Below are 18,334 nucleotides of genomic sequence, written 5' to 3'. Positions count from 1 at the left end.
CGGGGAGAGGCGAAGAGAAGCCGTCACTTCGGCAATTTCGCGATTGCCTCGCTCAGCTCGTGGATCTCGTAGGGCTTGCGCAGGATCGGGAAATCGCCGCGCACGCCGGCGGCGACCTCGCTGTAGCCGGTGGCGAGCAGGATCGGCAGGCCGGGACGGATCTGGCGGAGTCGATGGGCGAGGCTGAGGCCGTCCATCTTGCCGGGCATGACGATGTCCGAGAACACGAAGTCGACGCCGTCGCTCTCGATCTCGCGCAATGCCGCTTCGGCATCGGCGACACGGCGCACCTGATAGCCGAGCTGCTCCAGAAGACCGATGCTGACCAGCGCGACGTCGGGATTGTCCTCGACCAGCAGCACCGTGCCGCTGCCGCGGAACGTCGCTCCCGGCGTCTCCCGCGACGGCACATCTGTGCCGCGCGGCAGGACGATGGTGAATGTCGTGCCCTTGCCGAGCTCGCTCGCGACCTTCACCGTGCCGCCGGCCTGGTGGGCGAAGCCGTGGACCTGCGAAAGGCCGAGGCCCGTCCCCTTTCCGATCGCCTTGGTCGTGAAGAACGGCTCGAAGATCTTGTCGAGAACGTCGGAAGGAATTCCGAGCCCGGTATCGCGGACGTCGATTGCGACGAACTCGCCGACGAGGGGCGCCTCGTTCAGCACGACGTTGCGTGCGCCGATCGTCACCGTGCCGCCGTCCGGCATCGCGTCGCGGGCATTGATGACGAGGTTGAGCAGCGCGGTCTCGAGCTCGGAGACGTCGGCCCTGATCGGCCAGGTGTCGGAGTGGATGTCGAAAGCGAGGCGCACGGAGCTGCCGACGCCCGCGTCGAGCACCTCGCGGATCGCCGCGACACGGTCGGCAAAATCGATCGCCTGCGGGTTGACGCTTTGCCGACGCGCGAAGGTGAGAAGCTGGTTGGTCAGCGCTGCGCCGCGCTTGGTCGCGGTGTCGATCGCCGAGATGGCGCGCTCGAGCTTGGGGTCGTCGGCGGCGCCTTTCTTCAGGATGTGAAGGCTGCCGCTGATGATCATCAGAAGATTGTTGAAGTCGTGGGCGACACCGCCGGTGAGCTGCCCCAGCGCATCGAATTTCTGCGACTCGGCCAACTGCTTCTGCATCGCCTCGAGCTTGAGCTGCGCATTGCGGCGCTCTGTGATGTCGCGTGTGATCTTGGCGAAGCCGATCAGCCTGCCGTCCTCGTAGATCGGGTCGATCACAACGCTCGCCCAGAAGAACGTGCCGTCCTTGCGCACGCGCCAGCCTTCCTCCTCGTATCGGCCCTTTTCGCGGGCGATTCCGAGCGCCCGGGCTGGCTTGCCATTGGCGCGATCGGTCTCGGTGTAGAAACGGGAAAAATGCTGGCCGAGGATCTCCTCTGGGGGGTAGCCCTTGATGCGTTCGCCGCCGATGTTCCAGCTAGTGATGATCCCGTTGGGGTCGAGCATGTACAGCGCGTAGTCGGCAACCCCCTCAACCAACAGCCGGAAACTGCGCTCGCTCTCGAACAGGTCTCTCTGTTGACTGAACTTTTCGACCATTCCCGGACCCCGCCTCGACGGGAACAAACGCGGCATCCGCGAGATGGTTCCCGCCCTGTGGGACATTTCTAGGCAAGCTTTACGGACCGTATGCAAGGCGGGTCCTTGACAAGAAAGCAAGTTCGTCAGATATTTCTGTCATGACAGAAATAACCGGAAAAAAGAAACTCCCCGCCGCCGTCGAGCGCTTCATCCTGCACTGGGGCGACATGGGCGACGAGTGGGGCGTGAACCGCTCGGTAAGCCAGATTCACGGGCTGCTTTATCTCGCCGAGGCGCCGATGACCGCCGAGGACATCGCCGACACGCTCGGCATGGCGCGGTCCAACGTCTCCAACTCGCTGAAGGAGCTGCTCGCCTGGAACCTGATCCGGCGGGTCCCGATCCTGGGCGATCGCCGCGACCATTACGAGGCCGAGACCGACATCTGGGAGATCGCCGCGAGGATCGCGGCGCGGCGCAAGGAGCGGGAGATCGACCCGGCGATCGCGGCCCTTCGCGCCTGCGTGTCCGATGCCACGGACGATCCCGGCATCAGTCCCGTCGCAGCCAAGCGCCTGAAGGAGATGCTGGCGTTCACCGAGCTCGCCGACCACTGGTTCATGCAGATGCTGAAAGTGCCGCGGCCGCGTCTGGTCGCCTTGATGCGGCTTGGCGAGAAGATCGCCAACTTGCTGCCGATCGGCAAGGTCAAATAGCATCGAGGAGGTTGCGATGACGTCGGCAAGACTATCGGGCTCCAACGCATCGACCTCCGCTCACGTAAGACTGCTCGACGACCGGCGTTTCCGCGCGCTGCTGTCGGACGAGGATTGGGGCCGCCTGCCGCTCGCGACATGGCGGCGCTTCTCGAAACGCGTCGCCGACGGCGACAGTATCGTCTATGTCGGCGTGGTCGACGAGATCGCCTTCAGCGATTTCGGCTGGTGGTTTGCGCAGGCCGCACGCCTGATCGGCGGACCATTGCCGACCGGCCGCGACATCGGCGTGCCCATGATCGTCACGGTCACCGAGGACGGCGCGACCGGCGGCCAGACCTGGACGCGCATCTGCGCGCGCAAGCGCGGTTTTCCGCAGGTGATCCATTCCGCCAAGCGTTTTGCCGGTCCGACCGGGCTCGAGGAATATGTCGGCTTCGGCGTGTCGATGGCGCTGCGCATCGCGGTCGAGGATCAGGTGCTGACCTTTCGCAGCGCCGGCTACGGCCTCCAGCTTGGACGGCTGTGGCTTCCGCTGCCGGGCTGGCTGACGCCGGGCGAGCTCACCGTGACGCACCGAGATCTCGGCGAGGGCGCTTTCCGCTTCACCCTCGATGTCACTCACCCGCGTCGCGGCGCGCTGATCCATCAATCCGTCCTGTTCAGGGAGGCCGTATCATGACGCCGCTGTTGTGGACGCTCATCGCCATCCAGATCGTGATGGGCGTGTTCGACACCTTATATCACCACGAATTCACCGAGCGCCTGGCCTGGCGACCGTCGCAGCGCTTCGAGCTGAAGCTGCACGGCATCCGCAACATGCTCTATGCGCTGCTGTTCCTGGTGCTCGGCTGGCTCGAGGTTCACGGCGTGCTGGCGCTGTTGATCGTCGCGGTGCTGGTCGCCGAGATCGTCATCACCTTGATGGATTTCATCGAGGAGGACCTCAGCCGCAAGCTGCCGCCGAGCGAGCGCATCAATCACACGCTGCTTGCGATCAATTACGGCGCCATTCTGGTGCTGTTGATACCCGTGCTAATCGCCTGGGCGATGCAGCCCGTCAGCGTGATCGTCGTCTATCAGGGCCTGCTCAGCATCGCCGCGACCGCCTGCGCATTTGGCGCGGCACTGTGCGGCCTCAGGGATTTCGCGGCGGTGCGGCGGCTCGGTCGCATGAAGAGCGTGCCCGCAGCCGGGCTTGTCGAGAAGCTACCCGGCCGCAAGACCGTGCTAGTCACTGGCGCCACCGGCTTCATCGGCAGCCGGCTTGCGGCAGGCCTTAGCGGGGCAGGGCATCACGTCATCGCGCTGATCCGCAATCCCGCGAAAGCCGAGATGCTGCCGCCGCCGGTGACGCTGATCACCAGCCTCGACCAGCTCGCCGCGGACACGCCAATCGACGCCATCGTCAATCTCGCGGGTGAGCCGATCGGCAACGGCCTCTGGACCGAAGCGAAGCGTGCGAAGATCATCGGCTCACGCATCGACACGACCACCGAGGCCGTCAAGCTGATCGCGCGGCTCGCGCGCAAGCCAGAGGTGCTGATCAGCGGCTCGGCGATCGGCTGGTACGGCCTTTGGGCCGACCAGGTGCTGACGGAATCGGCAAAGTCGCATGCCTGCTTCAGCCACGAGCTGTGCGCGGCCTGGGAGACAGCGGCGCGGCCGGCGGAGGAGCTCGGCGTGCGCGTGGTGTATTTGCGCATCGGCCTCGTGCTCGGTACGGAAGGCGGCTTCGTCACGCGCATGCTGACGCCATTCGAGTTCGGCCTCGGCGGCCCGCTCGGCACCGGGCGGCAGTGGATGTCCTGGATCGAGCGCGACGATTTGATCCGCCTGATCGCCTATGTGATGGCGACGCCGGATCTGTCGGGTCCCGTCAACGCCACGGCGCCGATCCCCGTCACCAACGCGAAATTCACCGAAGAGCTCGGCCGCCGCCTGCACCGGCCCGTCGTGTTCCGCATTCCCGGCCGCCTGCTGCGCCGGATCGGCGGCGGCTTTGCCGACGAGCTTCTGCTCGGCGGCCAGCGCGTGCTGCCGAACAAGGCGCTGAGCCGCGGCTTCGTGTTCCGCCACGAGACGCTGCGCAGCGCGTTCGAGGCGATCCTGTGAGGTGATGATATGTCTTGCGAGAGCTGCTCTCGGGTGAGACGAGGCTGGTTCGGCGCATGCCTGACGGCAACGGCTGTTATTGAATTGTTTTTTCTCTTCGTGGTGGCATTGGTCGGCGTCAGGCGCTTCGCCGCCCTGTCCGTGTGGGACTTCGTCCTTGCGATCTTGATTGGCGTGCCAGCGATCCTGTTCTTCGTTTGCGTGCTCAGTGGCATACCTTCAGCCGCCATAATCTGGTTGAGCGAGCGTTTCTGCATCCGATCATTGCTATTCTTTGGTCTTGCCGGCGGGCTGGTCGGCGCCGTGAGCCAAACCGTACTGTTCCGCGGGTTCGACGGATCGAGCTGGCTCTTTGTCGTAGCCGGATGCTTCGCTGGAGTGGCTTACTGGCAAATCGCGGGACGATACGCAGGCGAGGAGCGCCTGCGGTCTCCGCACTAGGCCGCCGTCACACTTCGAAACGTCGCCGTCAGCGTGCGCAACGCTGCCAGCTTGGCGGGATCGCTGACCTTCGAATGCAGCATTACCTTCGAGCTGCCGAGCTTCGGCAGCTTGTGCGCAGGACCGATGTCCATCAGCCCGGGCGGCGCGATACGCCGCGCCAGCGGCGCGATCGCAAGCCCCGCTAGCGCGGCCGCGACCACCGCGGTGACGCCGCCGCCGACGAAGCGCTCGCGCCAGGAGATGCCGGCCTTGTCGAGCGCGCGCACGGCGACGGCGCGCACCCCGCAGGGCGGGGCGAGGGTTGCGAGCGGCAACGGTTCGCCCTTCGGCAACGTGAAGCGGCGTGCGGCGAACCAGCCGAACTCGTCCTCAGCGAGTTTCTCGCCGCCGCGGCGGCTGCCTTCCTGGCGCACGATCACCGCATCGAGCTCGCCCGCATCGTAGGCATCCTGCATCTCGCGCGAGAAGCCGATGGTGACGGCGAGGGTGAGGTTCGACGACATCGCGTGCAGGCGCTCGAGTAGCGGCACCAATTCGGGGCCAGCGGCGTGATCGGAGATGCCGAGCGAGAGCGATTGCGCGGCCGGTGCATCACCCGCCAATGCGAGATCGTGCGCCGTCATCAGCGCGCGGGCGCGATCGAGGAACGCGGCGCCATCGGCGGTGAGGCGGACTGCGCGCGGCGAGCGCTCGACGAGGCGCTTGCCCAGCAACGTCTCCAGCCGCTGCAGTTTGAGACTGACGGCGGCCTGCGTCGTGCCGAGCGCTTCGGCGGTGCGCGTGAAGCTCTGGAGGTCGGCGACCAGAAGGAAGGTCTGGACGGTGGCGATGTCGAGTGTGGCTGTCATTACAAATCGTTATCATTGGTATCAGTCGTGATAAGATACCAAAATGATGGCGGCAGGTCTAGTTTCTTACCGACGCCGCACACATTGCGCGGCATATCGAGGAGAACGACGATGCCCCTGATCACCGTGTCCTACACCACGTCTCGCCAGTCCCCCTCGCTGAAGGCCGATATCGCGAGCGCGGTGTCCGAGCTGACCGCAAGTATCCTGCACAAGGACCCCAAGGTCACCGCCATCATCGTGAAGTCCGTGGATGCGGGCGACTGGTTCGCCGGCGGCGAGTCGCTCGCCGAGCAGAAGCTCGCCAGCTACTGGATCGACATCCACGTCACCGAGGGCACGAACACCAAGGACGAGAAGGCGGCCTATCTCGCCGCCATGTTCAAGCGCATGGCCGAGATCCTGGGGCCGCTGCATCCCGAGACCTACCTGCATGTCGACGAGGTCAAGGGCGATGCCTACGGCTTTGGCGGCCTGTCTCAGGAGCGGCGCTACATCGCCGGCAAGCTCGAGGTCTCGCTGCAGGCGGCGTGATGCGAGAGGCCGCGGGTGAGCCGTCTCACCCGCGGCCTGCAGCCATCAGCTCGCCGCGCGGAATTGCACTTCGGCTTTGTTGATGAAGCATGTTTTTTCGAACAGCGTCAGGTCCAGCGGGTTGGGCAGGCGGACATCGCTGAGATCGGGGCAGGGCTTCGCTGCGGGATCATAGGATCGATCGATCTGCGAGATGAAGACGACGATCAGCCCCGTGTCGCGCGCGAACGACCTCAGCGCCCGCACCTGCACCGTCAGGTCGGGGTTTTCCCGCCTCTGATCGAGCAGTTGCAGATAGTCGATCACGACGAAGGTGCCGCGCGGCGCCGCTTCCATCTGCTTGACGATGTAATCGGCGCTGATTGCGTCCGAGCAATCCACCTCGAACAGCTTGTCGAACTGTGTGGGCTCCACGCCGATCGCACGGAGGCGGTCCAACACATCTCGCTCGGTGTACTCCAGTGAGAAGAATGCGGCGCGATGGCCGGACTTCATGGCTTCGACGGCAAGTTCGAGGCTCATCAACGTCTTGCCCTGGCCGGGACGGGCCCCGACCAGCACCAAATCGCCCGGCCGGAACTGCGCGAACAGTTTGCTCGCCGGCGTCAGTGCGGCTGCTTTCGCCGCGAGCATGCTCCAGGCGGAAAAGCCCTCCGTCGCAGCGATGCGGTCAAGCGCGTCGTGGAGCGGAATGCCGGCCTCGCGGGACAGGCGCCTGGCCTTGCGCTTCAGATGGTAGATGGGCGCAGACAGTTTCATCGTCAAAACCTCCCATTGCGAGCATGGATCGCAACCCCTCCTTATGCCTGGCGCTCGAACAGTCGGCCGATGATCAACTCGCCCGGCATGAGGTCTGCTTTCCCGGCGGAGGGAGGAGGCGTGGGCGGCACCGAAATGAAGCGTAGCTGATTCCGCGACGGGCGGAGAGCGGCGCGGTCGGCTCAACAAAAAAAGTATTAGACTGCCGCTTCCGGCAGCAGCGCGCGGGTCGGTCCGAACAGCTCTTCGAACGCCTGCCTGAGCGCGATGTCGACGTCGGCCATGGTCACGAGCTGGCCGAGATCGACCAGCGAGGTGACGCCGTAACGGGGGTCGACGACGCCGCAGGGCACGATGCCGGCGAAATGCGACAGCTCCGGCTCGACATTAATGGCGATGCCGTGAAACGAGACCCAGCGCTTCAGGCGGACGCCGATCGCCGCGATCTTGTCTTCGTGTCCAGGTCCCTTGTCGGGCCGCCTGACCCAGACGCCGACCCGGTCCTCGCGCCGCTCGCCGCGGACGTTGAAGGCGGCGAGCGTCTTCAGGATCAGCTCTTCCAGGCTCGCGACATAGGCCCGCACGTCCGGCCGGCGGCGCTTGAGGTCGAGCATGACGTAGGCCACGCGCTGGCCGGGTCCGTGATAGGTGAGCTGCCCGCCGCGCCCTGTCGCGAAGGTCGGGAATCGGGAATCGAGCAGGTCGCTTTCCTTGCCCGAGGTGCCGGAGGTGTAGAGCGGGGGATGTTCCAGCAGCCAGACCAGTTCAGGGGCCTCGCCCGCGGCGATCGCCGCGACACGCGCCTCCATGGCGGCCACGGCCTCCGGATAGGGCACCGGGGCATCCGAAATCCGCCATTCGACGACTTCGCCGCCTGCGGCGGAAAACGACGTCAAATCGAGGTCTTGGCGGTGGCTTTCAGGGGAATTAACCATTGGCTAACCATAACGTGGTGATCATCTCTGGAGCAAATGAAGAGTCCCAAGTCCCAAGTCTCAAGTTGCGGCGGTCCTGACAGTGCCCACTCTCGACAAAGTCACCGTGGATCTCATGGTCGTCCTCGGGACGACCACGATGCCGATCCATCAAGTATTACGTCTTTCCCGCGGCGCCATCATCGAGCTGGACGCAACTGAGGCCGACGAAGTCAAGGTGCTCGCCAATAATCTGCCGGTCGCCTCCGGCGTTGTGCTGGTCGACCGCAACAGAATCGCGGTCGAGGTCAAGCAGATGCTGCCGCGCTCGCCGGGGACGCGGTAGGCCCCCGGTCACACGGGACCGGGCAAGCGGTAGCGGCCTGGGTATCCTATAAGGCCGATCTCCTGGGGAAGGGCGGCGTTTTTCCTGCCAAGCTTGTGGAATTCAGGGCTTTTGCAGGCTTGTATCCCCCTGATGGATTTGTTAGATCGGCGCCGCTGATCCGGCCGCCCGAACGACCTCAGGCCGGCATCTCCTAGCGCTCGTGGCGGAACTGGTAGACGCGCTGCCTTGAGGTGGCAGTGGGTAACACCGTGGGGGTTCGAGTCCCTCCGAGCGCACCACAATTTGCAAATCGCTGGCGGGTTGCCCACCGTGGCGGTGAATACGAGTGTGCAAGAGCCGTCGAAAGTGAACGCAAGCTCACTGTGTGGCTTGCTCGTTGCCCTCAAGATTTCACCCCCCATCCCAAGTAATGATGAGTTTCAGCGGAGAGCCGGCCGCAATGATCCCACGCCTGTCGGGCACGTTGCGGACGATTGGGGGCGGTAATCCGGGAAAATGCCTGGCATGCTCAGTTGCCGACGCTGCTGTTGAGCTCGCCAAACAAGCGGCGGATCGCGTCCACGTTCTTCGTCATCGAGTAGAGGTTGCACACGTTCAGGTCTCGGGAGGTGCCTGTCGAGGACGGTTGTCAGTTGCGGGTTTGGCATGCGCCAGCTCGCGGGTCGGTCAGACATACCCAGCTAGAACATAATGGGAACGAAAGAGGCGATACGGTCGCTCGTTATCGTTCTCCTCGCCCGTTGGGCATCGATGAAGCGGTCCTACACTAACGGGGATCCAGAAGAGCGCTTGCAATTCCATGCTGGCCTTCAACTCCAGGGAGCATAGTCGTCACAATTGCCCCTGAACTGCGGATGCCTTGCGTGCGATGTCTCATGCTCGGCGGCCTCGGGCGCGCGATGCCGACGATGATCGTCGTCTTTGTCCCGAGCGCCGTGCTTCCGCCCTTCTTACTCTCTCGCGGAGCCGCCTCAATTGGGCCAGCAGGCTGACGAGCTCGATTCTTGTGTCACGCAGAACAGCCAGGCTGGAAATCCCACTACTCACTACAACACCCCCAAACAGGCCTTTGCCGAATTCGTGACGGAAGCTCGGATTTGTGGCGACGTGCCAACAACGTCTAAGCGATGGCCACCGGGGGCGTCGGTTCGTTTTACGACAATGCGCGAAAATATTCTAAATGGTTGCAATGCATTGCAACAGCAACGCGCTATCGGAAGGGGAATATCAACACACTCTCCGAAGCGCGCGCGTCATTTGCATCAGCACGTTGGCGCTGTACGAGCTACCTCTACTGTTCTGACGATCGGCTCCTCGACCCAGGCCTCGCGGGCAAACCAGTTGTGATTGGCCCGACAGTCCGGACAAAGAGTATTGCCGAAAAACACGATGCTTCGCAGGAAAGTCTCACGATCGGATTTGATGCCGGTCGGAATCGCGCGGCCGGATTGCGGACACTTGACCATGATCATGCCCATACGAGCCTCCCTGAAACACGTATTTGTCGAGAAAAAGGGCCGGCCGGCTGGAGTGCGCTCTCGTCGGTGCGGGTGACTTGGGGGGCATCGCACCTGGGGTCGTTGTTCGAGCAAAAGGGCAGCTTGCTCGTGACGACGCTTCTCCAACCGACCGGATTCCTGCTTGGCGAATTCTTGGGATAGCTGCGGGCTTTCGCCGCAACTCTGAATAATGTCCGACCTCAACCGAACGCTTCTGGGAGGCGCCTAATAACCGTCATGTCGAAATACCCGCGACTTCGTGTCGAACGTTCCCCCTGCGACAAAACCATCAATTTCCTCTCGACGGACAGATCAGCCAACCGCATCACTGGTGTCACTCCCCTCGGTGCAGTCAATTAACTATTCTCTTTTTTATTATTTGTACAATTAAAACTCGCCTTGTCGGTCTGATTTACGACTCTCGGCTGATTTATTTTTTTGCGCGGCGCGATGCAAAAACGTCAGTCGCTTTTCTCGTAGGCTTCTGCAGGCCACCATTCTCAAGTCGGTTCGGCACGTGGTTGCGCTTTGTCACGGTATTGAATGCTCGCCCGAGGTTCAAATATGAAACAAATTTTGATTATAAGCAAAATCTGCAAATCTCGTTGGTTAATTGCTGCCGATCACGTAAGGTACACTCGTCCAGGTTTCTTCGGCTGGAGGAGACAATGTGGGAATTAATTCTTAACGAGTACAACCTCACCTCGGAGACGCTGCAGCTGGCTCAGATGCGCGCAGAATTGGTCAGCATTGGCGAGAAGGAACGCATTCTAAGAGAACGGAGTGCCGATCGCGAAGCTTATCGGTACCTATTGGATGCTCATCGGTCGATCGCCAGGCCGAGCCTCATGGGAGAGCAGGGGTTGAACATCTCTCCTCAAGACGGGGGCAAGGACGGTCAGCTCGCGGCATGACCAGCCGGATTGACATGTCCAAACGAGCCGGACCGGTGGCGTGTGTTCGGGTGAACGAAATCGCAGGCGCCGCAGACCGGGCTAGATTGAGTCTCGCAGGTGGCGGCGGGTCCGCTTGTCCGGTGCCGCGACAACATCGCATCCCGGAGGCTGTCGCCGCCCCGCCGGTACAGGCGAGGCAGAATGGTTCACATTGGTGGAAGCCGTGCTGGAAAGATCGTCGGCAGAGATAGTATTGAGACCGGCTCCGGATGCAGTATTCGCGCTGTTGGATGGTCGACCAATGATCTTCAGCGAAGCGGGGCAGAAGATTTTTGAACTCGACCGAGTAGGGGCATTCATCTGGTGCAAGTTAGGGGAAGGCTCCTCGCTTGGAGACATTTATCGGGGGCTTGCGGCGCAAGGCATTGACGAGCACACGGCACGCCAGTTCACGCGACAGGTCGTAGATGTCTGGGTCGATCGAGCGTTGCTCGAAGTCGATTGGCGAATGCCGACCGATTGCGCCTTCTCAGCTCATCTGGGTCGCCACAGAATAGACATCCGGGCTGCAAATCCGGACCTCTTGAGGCGGCTGCTGTCGCCATTCAGTGTGTCGGACCAGAGTGCCGGCGGCGGCGGCGACATCGCGATCGAGGCAATGATGCTGGATGAACAAGTGTTCTTGCGCGCAGAAGATTCCAGCATTTCCAGATGCGAAGTCGATGCACTAGCCCCTACGATCAAAGCTCACGTCACCGAGCGGCTTATTCGAAACATTCGCTGGGTGTTCTCCCTTCATGCCGCTTCTCTCGTGAACGACGGCATGGGCCTGTTGTTATGCGGCCATCCGGGAGCAGGAAAGTCTACCCTCACATTGCAGCTGGTGGACGCCGGATTTCGGTACGCTGGCGATGACGTCGCGCTGGTTGGCGGTGACGGAACGATCTGCGGAGTCCCGTTTGCGCTCACCCTCAAGGAAGGATCGTGGGACTTGCTCTCGCGACTACATGGCGACCGCTACGATGCGACGCATTGCCGCTCCGACGGCGTTCGGGTGCGGTACGTACCCATTCCTGATGCGCAGAACGAAAGCTTCTCCGCAGGCTGGATCATCTTCTTGAACCGGGTCGCGAGCGGTCCGACCGAACTAACCGAAATAGATCGTCTGGCTTCGATGAGGCGGCTCATCGAGCACGCATTCGCCAGCGATGGTAGACTGTCGCAGACTGGCTTTCTTGCTTTAAGGCGGATTGTCGCGGGTGCGCAATCGCTTCAACTCACCTACTGCGAGGCCGGAGAGGCTCGGCGCCTGCTTGTGGATCTGTGCAATGGCAAGGCATAGCAGCGCGGTCAGGAGCCTCTGCAATTGCTTGCGAGGCATGCCGCCTGTCGACATGGAGTGGACCTCAGTCATCGGGCTCGCAAATCAGACCCTGACGACGCCGGCGCTCATCGACTTTGTCGACAAATTCGCGTCGGTGCTGCCGGAGGACGTCTGCGCCTATATTCGCCATATCCACCGCCGAAACGGGCTGCGCAATAACCGCCTCGTCGCTCAACTCGAAGAGGCCGTCGTTGCGCTGAACGGTCATGGCATTACGCCGGTCCTACTCAAGGGGGCTTCGACACTGGCGACCGCGCCCGAGGCGCGAAGAGGTGTTCGGATAATGTCCGATCTGGATATCATGGTCATGCCGGACGAGGCCAGAACGGCAGTCGCCGCGCTATCTGGAATTGGTTACGATATCCATAACCAGACCCCTCCCGAAAGCCATAGATGGTATGCCGATCTGAATCGCCCCCAGGATGTCGGGTCGATCGACCTGCAGCAGGCAGCTCCAGGTCCTGCGTACCTCTACCAGAACTTCGGGCATGCGCTGAACCATTGTATTCCTGCGCCGCTCGGACGGGCGCGCGTATATATCCCCACGCCAAACTTCCAAGCGCTGATGTTGATCATCCATGATCAGTTTCAAGACTATGGTTATTGGCTCGGCGACCTCGACCTGCGGCACCTTGTTGAATTGCGCGACCTAAGCCATTCAGCCGAGCCTGTCGATTGGGAGAAGCTTACCTCTCGTGTCTCGGGCGACTTGATGAAGAACGCGGTTGAAACCCAGCTGATCGCCGTTGCCGAGCTGCTTGGCGTCGATATTCCACACGCGTTGCGCTCCCGACTGATTCCTCGCCTGCAGTTCATGCGTCAGTTGATGCAAGCACGCTTTCCGGCTACGCGCGTGCCTCTCCTGGCGATGAGCCTTCTGGACTTCAGAAACTACCGCAGAGAGGCAACTATCGTCTCGACAAAAACAGGGGCGAACCGACGGGGATTGTGGACTGTGCCAAGAGCTAGCACCTTACGACTTCTTTTGAACGCGACGACCGCAGCTCGTGCGGGCAAGGTCTAAGGCCAGCGAACGTCATCGCTTTCGCGATTGAGGCGTCGGTTGGCCAAGCGGGTTTTCGATCCGCCGCCTGTTCGAGGTGGAATTCGCCGCTCGGGACGCACGGTGGAAATTCCCAGCTCAATGCGGTGTGTCCGACTTTCGCGCATCTAGGAATGCTCTCGACCACCAGCATTCCGTTCGGACGATTCACCGTTCTCGGGGATCTTGAACTCCTCGAGCGTGTGGCCCGATTGCAGGGCGGCAACGAGCCAGCGGGGCTGCTTACCACGTCCGGACCAAGTCTCTGTTGGCTGAAGCGGATTGAAGTATTTCGGCACGACCTTCGGGTATTTGCGACGAGGCGGCTGGCCTGTTCCCGCCTCAGTCGCCCCGCTTTCAGCTCCGCCGAGTTGATCCGGCTGGTTGAGCTGCGCAAGACGCTTTTCTAGCTCTCGCTTTTCGGCGGTGATCTTTTCGGCGAGAATCTTTGTCAGCTCCTCGTGAAGGAGCCAAAGTTCCTCAAAATCCATGGCTTCGAGATCTTGCCTTCGCATTAGCATTTCTCGACACCGTTCGACTGACCCGTCGTCATCCAGCCATTCTTCGTCCGAGTGACAAATGAATGTTTGACCAAATCAGTGCTCAAATTGACCATGCAATAAATCTATTATATATTATTTAATAATTAATGCGACGATTATTTTATTAATTGATCTTGGTGGCAAAGAATCTTGCGAAGATGCGTAGAGGAGGCATGGTTTGATCGAGTATCCTCTTGAACGTCTTCAGGATTCAGTCGGCCGGTTTGCGGCTCCGTCGACCGTGTTGTCCGATATCCGGGCCCTGAGCTTCCAAATCGAGCTCAGACGGCGCGCGCTGAAGGATATTGGGATTATTAGCTGCCGTTTGCGTCTCTGGGGAGGCCGCAAGGCGGTAGGCCAACCGAGGCTTAACAAAAGCAGTCCGGCGCGTCAGCATCTAATGCTGCGGCGTGGCAGGTCCCTGACGGGATCGGCTCATATGCCATCTCTGATGGGGCTTGAGCAGTTCCCGCGCGGTGATTAAGCAAATAGATGTGCGCATCTCCTGTACGCGGTTAAATTGTGCGGATCGCTCATTTTCCCGGCTTGATTATTAACGTGGACCCAGTTATCTGGAGCGCGAGTTCCAGTTCGGTTCCAAACATTCTTCTGGGATAATCGGGCTCTCTGTCTTGATTAATATATCGACAGAGGCAATATTGGGTTGGGCGCAACTACACGGTGAGATCATGGCGGCTAAGAAACTTGAGTTAGAAGCGATGTCCCTTGACGATCTCTGGTCGCTTCATGAGGAAATCAGCGGGATCCTGTCTGACCGGATCAAGGCGGAAAAGAACGAGCTGGAAAAGCGCTTAGCGGCACTTGGGGGCGGGATGGCTGTTTTGGCGGATTCGAGCCCGGCAGGCGCGTCTTCGACCGGCAAGCCGAGACGCAAATATCCTCGGGTGCTGCCGAAATATCGGAATCCGCAGACGGCCGAGACCTGGTCGGGACGTGGTAAGCGGCCGCGCTGGTTGGTTGCCGCAATGAAGTCTGGCCGGAGAATTGAAGAGTTTCGCATTGGCGAAGCAAGTCCGAAGCTTCGCCAGCGCGCGTGACTAATCGGTAATTGGCGGGAGTGTAAGGGCCAATAAGAGGCGCTACTCGCATGATCTGTGCTCTAGTAGGCATTGCGCCCTCGCAAGACCTCTACCGGAGTTCGCAGGAGGATTGCGAGATCCAACCCAAGACTCCAGTTGTCGATGTACCAGAGATCATATTGGACACGTGTTTCGACCATGACTGCTGTGGGAGTGGCGCCCCGGCAGCCATGGACTTGAGCCCAGCCAGTCAATCCCGGCCTGACCCGGTGCCGAAGCGCGTAGTTTCGCACAAGCTTGTCAAATTCACTGTCGTGAGCCACCGCGTGAGGGCGCGGGCCCACGAGCGACATGCTGCCATCCAGAACGTTTAGCAGTTGCGGCAATTCATCGAAGCTCATTCGGCGCAGCCATTTGCCGACGCGGGTAACGCGTCGATCGGCGCGGTTGGCCTGAAGGATTACGGGCCCGTCCTCGAGCACACGCATGGTCCGGAATTTACGGATCAAGAAGATTCGGCCGTTAAAGCCACAGCGTTGCTGCCGAAAGAATACAGGGCCCGGGGAATCTAACTTGATCGCCACCGCGGTGAGCGCAAGCAGCGGGGCGAGCATCACCAATGCGAGGCCCGCACCGATAACGTCAATCGTCCGCTTGATCGCGCACTCCAGCGGTGTGAGGGGGCCACGCTGGAGCTCTACACAAACGGCGCTTCCAAGACTCCGCTTGGGATGTCGAAGCAATTCGGATGTCGTGCCAACGGGCACGAATATAATCGGGAAGGGCAAAACGCGCAGATCGGCAACAAAGGCTCGCAGTTCGGGCCATCGCTCCGGTTCAGCTTCCACCACCACCTGGTCAAGATGGCAAGTGCGGATGTAGTCGATGACGCGCGTCGTGAGCCGCCTTCGGCAGGCAGGACCGAAGCCTAACGGAGGCAAGCTGAACCGTTTCTTGACGAGATACCCGTGCATCGACAAGGTCTCGGACAATCCCACGTTCTTCGCCAATGGTTGATCGCTGATCAGAACAATGTTTGTAGTGGCGAACCTCCTGCCGCTCAGGGCCCTTCCGAGAAGCACCTTGACTCCCCACCGTTCGCCCAAAAGTAAGCTCAGGCCCAAGACCGCGAAGAGCAGGCCTGGGTGCTGAGAGGTCTCCGGGCGAATTGCGAAGCCGTACACCGCCAAGATGAAAAGTACTGAAGACATCCAAGCTAAACAGACCGCGCGCATCTGGTTTCGGAGGACGAGGAGCTCAACCGGCTGATAAAGGCCGTAGGTCTTCAGCAGGCAAACGAGACAAGCTGCGCTAACCAGCGCCAAGCCAAGGGCGTTGACCAAGTTGGCCGCGGCTTGCCCATACTGAGCTTGGTAAAGCAATGTAGAGACGAGACTGGCGAACAGAATAGTCGCAACATCAGCACCGAGCACCACGTGCTCGATCGCGTCATAACGGAGGGGCCATTTGGGCTCGCGGAATACCGTCGGTTCGGGACTGAGGCGATCCGTAACCTCCCGATCGGGGAAATGTCGGTTCACGAAATTCATGTGCCGGGGCTCTGCGATTTAATATTTAATTATTTATTAATTAATCGCGCTTATCAAGCAAAAACCCGGGTTCCGCAAATTTAATGGCGTGCGCCCCTTTGTCGCCGATCTGCGATCGTGGCGTGGGCTGAGGCGCGGCTCTTGAGGTTATCGAGAACCCCTTTGCGAACTCTGCGCGTGCACCTGGTCGAGGAACGTCGGATCGAGTTCCGAAATCAGGCCTTCGAAATAGATCTTACCATCAGCCGAGGCTGACCGGTACGCGGTCACAAGGGCTGGCTTGAGGGCAGGGCGATGCCTAACGACGAGGCTGACGTCCCGTTTGATCAATTCCCGCAGGTCGGGCTCCCGCACCATGACATCTGCGGCGAGTGCGACCGATACGCGCAACGGAAGCAGGTCCAAATCATTCGGCGCAGTATAGTATGACATTCTGAGCATCGCTGCCGTGTTGGGCTGGGGCGAACTGTGCTTCGACGTCGCCGCGAGCAAGAGCCAAATGTCGCCGCGGAGTGGCGAAGAGCGCAATGCACGGGCAAACTCGTCCGAAGTCATGGGAGGAGCTGTCCTTTGTTCGTCGGCAGCCAGAGCTGAATCCCGGTTGAATGTTGATTCCCCTCGGATCAACAAATCTTTGCGCGCTGCCGCAAGGGAAATCGTCTTCGACATCGCGCTCGGCCCTGCTGCTGCAGTCGACAGAACTGCCGGCAAAGACGATCTTGCACCGAGATACCGCTCAGGAAGGGCCATCCACGCTGCCTCCACGATCAGCACAATACCAAGTACCATCAGGCTAACGCGGGGCCAAATGGCGACTACCGTTGGGGTCAACGTTCGGCGAGGCGCAGGTGCTTGAACTGCAATTTGGTCAGACGTCGCTTTCGGCTCAGAAGATATGGCGTCACGTCCTGCGTCGGAGAGGCTTTGACCGAACGCCAGCCCAAAAAGCGCAGCGACCAGAAGCGATGCTCCTAAACCCAGAATACCATGATCGGAAAACGCGAGTATCGTCACTGCAATCAATGCACCGGCGCCCAGCGCTGGGAAGACGTAATCGTAAGCACGCGACAGAGCACGTCTGATCAGCACAGAAGCGCAGAGCAAGGCAGCAACCACGACCGCGCAGAGAAAAGCCCACCCCATGTCTATAACGATCGTGGCGGCGGCGGTTGGTCTTTCCGGCGAGTCGCCAACTCCGGCGTCCTGATAAATCGGCAAAAGTACCGTCGAAGCACCCGCACCGGATCCTGCCGGCGCGACGTCCTGCAGCATCCGTTCTGTCGCGGCCTGACTGCTCATTGACAAGACGATCGTCAGATCGGTGTTCGTTCTGAAGGGAATGACCGTAGCCGTGGCAATGAAGACAATCGTGGCAGTCGCAAGGACGCCAGCGGTACCCCACAATCCCGGGAACCACCTGCGAACCGCGAACACCGAGAGCAAGATTTCTGAGCCGAGGAGGGCCGAGACGAGTGCAGTTGAGTTGCCCCGAATGAGCAGCGCCGCCATACAGACAATCAATGCGATGGTCGCGACGGACAACGCAGGGAGAGGGCCTAGCGCAATTGTTCCTGGCCGACTGCGTCGGAGTATTTGATCGACCGCACGAATTGCCGTTGCGCAGGAGAGCAACACACCGAGCACCGCGACGGTTGAGCCATCGGGCCCAGCCACACCGGTTATTTCCCTGCCGAACCACAAGGCGGTAACGATTGTGGCTATCGACAGCAGAATATGTAGCAGTCGCGCTGCGCGATGTCGGTCAAGCGCGATGACTGCTGCAGTGAGACCTGCAGCAAGCACGGCGCAATACTGCACGAGCGAGAACATGGTCGCCGTGGTGTCGACTGTGATTTTTTCGGCGAGGGGCTCGTTTAAGGTCGCCGATGCAGTAGCCCAAATGGGATTGCCGAGTTTGCCAATCGGCATCGGCACCGCCTGCAAAGCCATCCAGAGCGCCGGAGCCGCGAGTACAACGACGAGACTAGGACGGAGCAGTTTAGCAAGCCCGAGGGAGGAGGGAGGTAGAAAGATCGCGACCGTTAGCGCCGCTGTTGCGAGTACCACCGATATCAATACCCAGGCCTGCAGGCTTTCTGGCATTGCAAGCGCCGCGGCAATCGCCACCAACTCGGCCAATATGACAAGCCGGATCATCATGTGAACACCCGTGGTGTTG

General features: G+C 60.9%; 18 protein-coding genes and 1 tRNA gene. 11 read left to right on the top strand and 8 right to left on the bottom strand.

The annotated features are described in order from the left end of the window. Window positions 1–23 precede the first annotated feature (23 nt). The gene (locus I6F37_RS02850; protein WP_036013543.1) at window positions 24–1,541 is read right to left on the bottom strand and encodes a PAS domain-containing sensor histidine kinase; all 1,518 of its coding nucleotides are present in this window, start codon (window positions 1,539–1,541) and stop codon (window positions 24–26) included. A gap of 140 nt (window positions 1,542–1,681) precedes the next feature. On the opposite strand from I6F37_RS02850, the gene I6F37_RS02845 reads away from it, so the two are divergent. The 4 genes from I6F37_RS02845 to I6F37_RS02830 are packed head-to-tail and all read left to right on the top strand — an operon-like array spanning window position 1,682 to window position 4,795. Further along, complete coding sequence (locus I6F37_RS02845) at window positions 1,682–2,239, top strand: GbsR/MarR family transcriptional regulator (protein ID WP_036029135.1); 558 nt, start codon at window positions 1,682–1,684, stop codon at window positions 2,237–2,239. Between the two features lie 16 nt (window positions 2,240–2,255). Further along, window positions 2,256–2,921 (top strand): DUF4166 domain-containing protein, encoded by a 666-nt coding sequence (locus tag I6F37_RS02840; RefSeq protein WP_036013550.1) that lies wholly within the window; start codon window positions 2,256–2,258, stop codon window positions 2,919–2,921. After that, window positions 2,918–4,354, top strand: coding sequence for a TIGR01777 family oxidoreductase (locus I6F37_RS02835; protein WP_225150205.1), 1,437 nt, complete (start codon window positions 2,918–2,920; stop codon window positions 4,352–4,354). Before I6F37_RS02840 ends, I6F37_RS02835 begins: the two co-directional genes overlap by 4 nt. A gap of 33 nt (window positions 4,355–4,387) precedes the next feature. After that, window positions 4,388–4,795, top strand: coding sequence for a hypothetical protein (locus tag I6F37_RS02830; RefSeq protein WP_157784091.1), 408 nt, complete (start codon window positions 4,388–4,390; stop codon window positions 4,793–4,795). Here I6F37_RS02830 and I6F37_RS02825 read toward each other — a convergent pair. Next, a complete protein-coding gene (locus I6F37_RS02825; protein WP_036013554.1) occupies window positions 4,792–5,646 on the bottom strand; it encodes a LysR substrate-binding domain-containing protein in 855 nt (284 codons plus the stop codon). The genes I6F37_RS02830 and I6F37_RS02825 overlap by 4 nt on opposite strands. Before the next feature lie 111 nt (window positions 5,647–5,757). On the opposite strand from I6F37_RS02825, the gene I6F37_RS02820 reads away from it, so the two are divergent. After that, window positions 5,758–6,180, top strand: coding sequence for a 4-oxalocrotonate tautomerase family protein (locus I6F37_RS02820; RefSeq protein WP_036013556.1), 423 nt, complete (start codon window positions 5,758–5,760; stop codon window positions 6,178–6,180). A gap of 45 nt (window positions 6,181–6,225) precedes the next feature. Here I6F37_RS02820 and I6F37_RS02815 read toward each other — a convergent pair whose 3' ends face one another. Both I6F37_RS02815 and lipB read right to left on the bottom strand, forming a co-directional pair. After that, a complete protein-coding gene (locus tag I6F37_RS02815; protein ID WP_036013559.1) occupies window positions 6,226–6,939 on the bottom strand; it encodes a DNA helicase in 714 nt (237 codons plus the stop codon). A 197-nt stretch (window positions 6,940–7,136) separates the two neighbouring features. Then, on the bottom strand, window positions 7,137–7,874 hold the full coding sequence (lipB, locus tag I6F37_RS02810; RefSeq protein WP_036013562.1) for a lipoyl(octanoyl) transferase LipB: 738 nt from the start codon (window positions 7,872–7,874) through the stop codon (window positions 7,137–7,139). A gap of 82 nt (window positions 7,875–7,956) precedes the next feature. Between lipB and I6F37_RS02805 the strand changes: the two genes are divergently transcribed. Beyond that, entirely contained in the window at window positions 7,957–8,199 is a 243-nt protein-coding gene (locus tag I6F37_RS02805; RefSeq protein ID WP_018647371.1) for a FliM/FliN family flagellar motor switch protein, read from the top strand. A gap of 196 nt (window positions 8,200–8,395) precedes the next feature. Further along, window positions 8,396–8,480 (top strand) — tRNA-Leu (locus I6F37_RS02800). Between the two features lie 984 nt (window positions 8,481–9,464). Here the strand turns inward: I6F37_RS02800 and I6F37_RS02795 are convergent. Then, complete coding sequence (locus I6F37_RS02795; RefSeq protein WP_074448160.1) at window positions 9,465–9,680, bottom strand: hypothetical protein; 216 nt, start codon at window positions 9,678–9,680, stop codon at window positions 9,465–9,467. Between the two features lie 689 nt (window positions 9,681–10,369). Between I6F37_RS02795 and I6F37_RS02790 the strand changes: the two genes are divergently transcribed. The 3 genes from I6F37_RS02790 (at window position 10,370) to I6F37_RS02780 (ending at window position 13,005) form a co-directional block, all read left to right on the top strand. Further along, window positions 10,370–10,615: a hypothetical protein gene (locus tag I6F37_RS02790; RefSeq protein WP_036013565.1), complete on the top strand. Its 246-nt coding sequence runs from the start codon at window positions 10,370–10,372 to the stop codon at window positions 10,613–10,615. A 283-nt stretch (window positions 10,616–10,898) separates the two neighbouring features. Next, the gene (locus tag I6F37_RS02785) at window positions 10,899–11,939 is read left to right on the top strand and encodes a PqqD family peptide modification chaperone (RefSeq protein WP_225150203.1); all 1,041 of its coding nucleotides are present in this window, start codon (window positions 10,899–10,901) and stop codon (window positions 11,937–11,939) included. 37 nt (window positions 11,940–11,976) lie between these two features. After that, window positions 11,977–13,005: a nucleotidyltransferase family protein gene (locus tag I6F37_RS02780; protein WP_051057144.1), complete on the top strand. Its 1,029-nt coding sequence runs from the start codon at window positions 11,977–11,979 to the stop codon at window positions 13,003–13,005. A 146-nt stretch (window positions 13,006–13,151) separates the two neighbouring features. Here I6F37_RS02780 and I6F37_RS02775 read toward each other — a convergent pair whose 3' ends face one another. Next, the gene (locus I6F37_RS02775) at window positions 13,152–13,538 is read right to left on the bottom strand and encodes an H-NS family nucleoid-associated regulatory protein (protein WP_081493007.1); all 387 of its coding nucleotides are present in this window, start codon (window positions 13,536–13,538) and stop codon (window positions 13,152–13,154) included. 716 nt (window positions 13,539–14,254) lie between these two features. Between I6F37_RS02775 and I6F37_RS02770 the strand changes: the two genes are divergently transcribed. Continuing rightward, window positions 14,255–14,623 (top strand): H-NS family nucleoid-associated regulatory protein, encoded by a 369-nt coding sequence (locus I6F37_RS02770; protein WP_036013596.1) that lies wholly within the window; start codon window positions 14,255–14,257, stop codon window positions 14,621–14,623. Between the two features lie 62 nt (window positions 14,624–14,685). On the opposite strand, the gene I6F37_RS02765 is transcribed toward I6F37_RS02770, so the two are convergent. Together I6F37_RS02765 and I6F37_RS02760 are read right to left on the bottom strand one after the other, a co-directional pair. Then, a complete protein-coding gene (locus tag I6F37_RS02765; RefSeq protein ID WP_225150201.1) occupies window positions 14,686–16,155 on the bottom strand; it encodes an exopolysaccharide biosynthesis polyprenyl glycosylphosphotransferase in 1,470 nt (489 codons plus the stop codon). A 147-nt stretch (window positions 16,156–16,302) separates the two neighbouring features. After that, window positions 16,303–18,315: a hypothetical protein gene (locus I6F37_RS02760; RefSeq protein ID WP_036013574.1), complete on the bottom strand. Its 2,013-nt coding sequence runs from the start codon at window positions 18,313–18,315 to the stop codon at window positions 16,303–16,305. Window positions 18,316–18,334 lie beyond the last annotated feature (19 nt).

Origin of the sequence: Bradyrhizobium sp. NBAIM08, from assembly GCF_020193935.1 — a bacterium.
Taxonomy (GTDB): domain Bacteria; phylum Pseudomonadota; class Alphaproteobacteria; order Rhizobiales; family Xanthobacteraceae; genus Bradyrhizobium; species Bradyrhizobium yuanmingense.
This window is presented reverse-complemented; position numbering and strand designations above follow the sequence as displayed.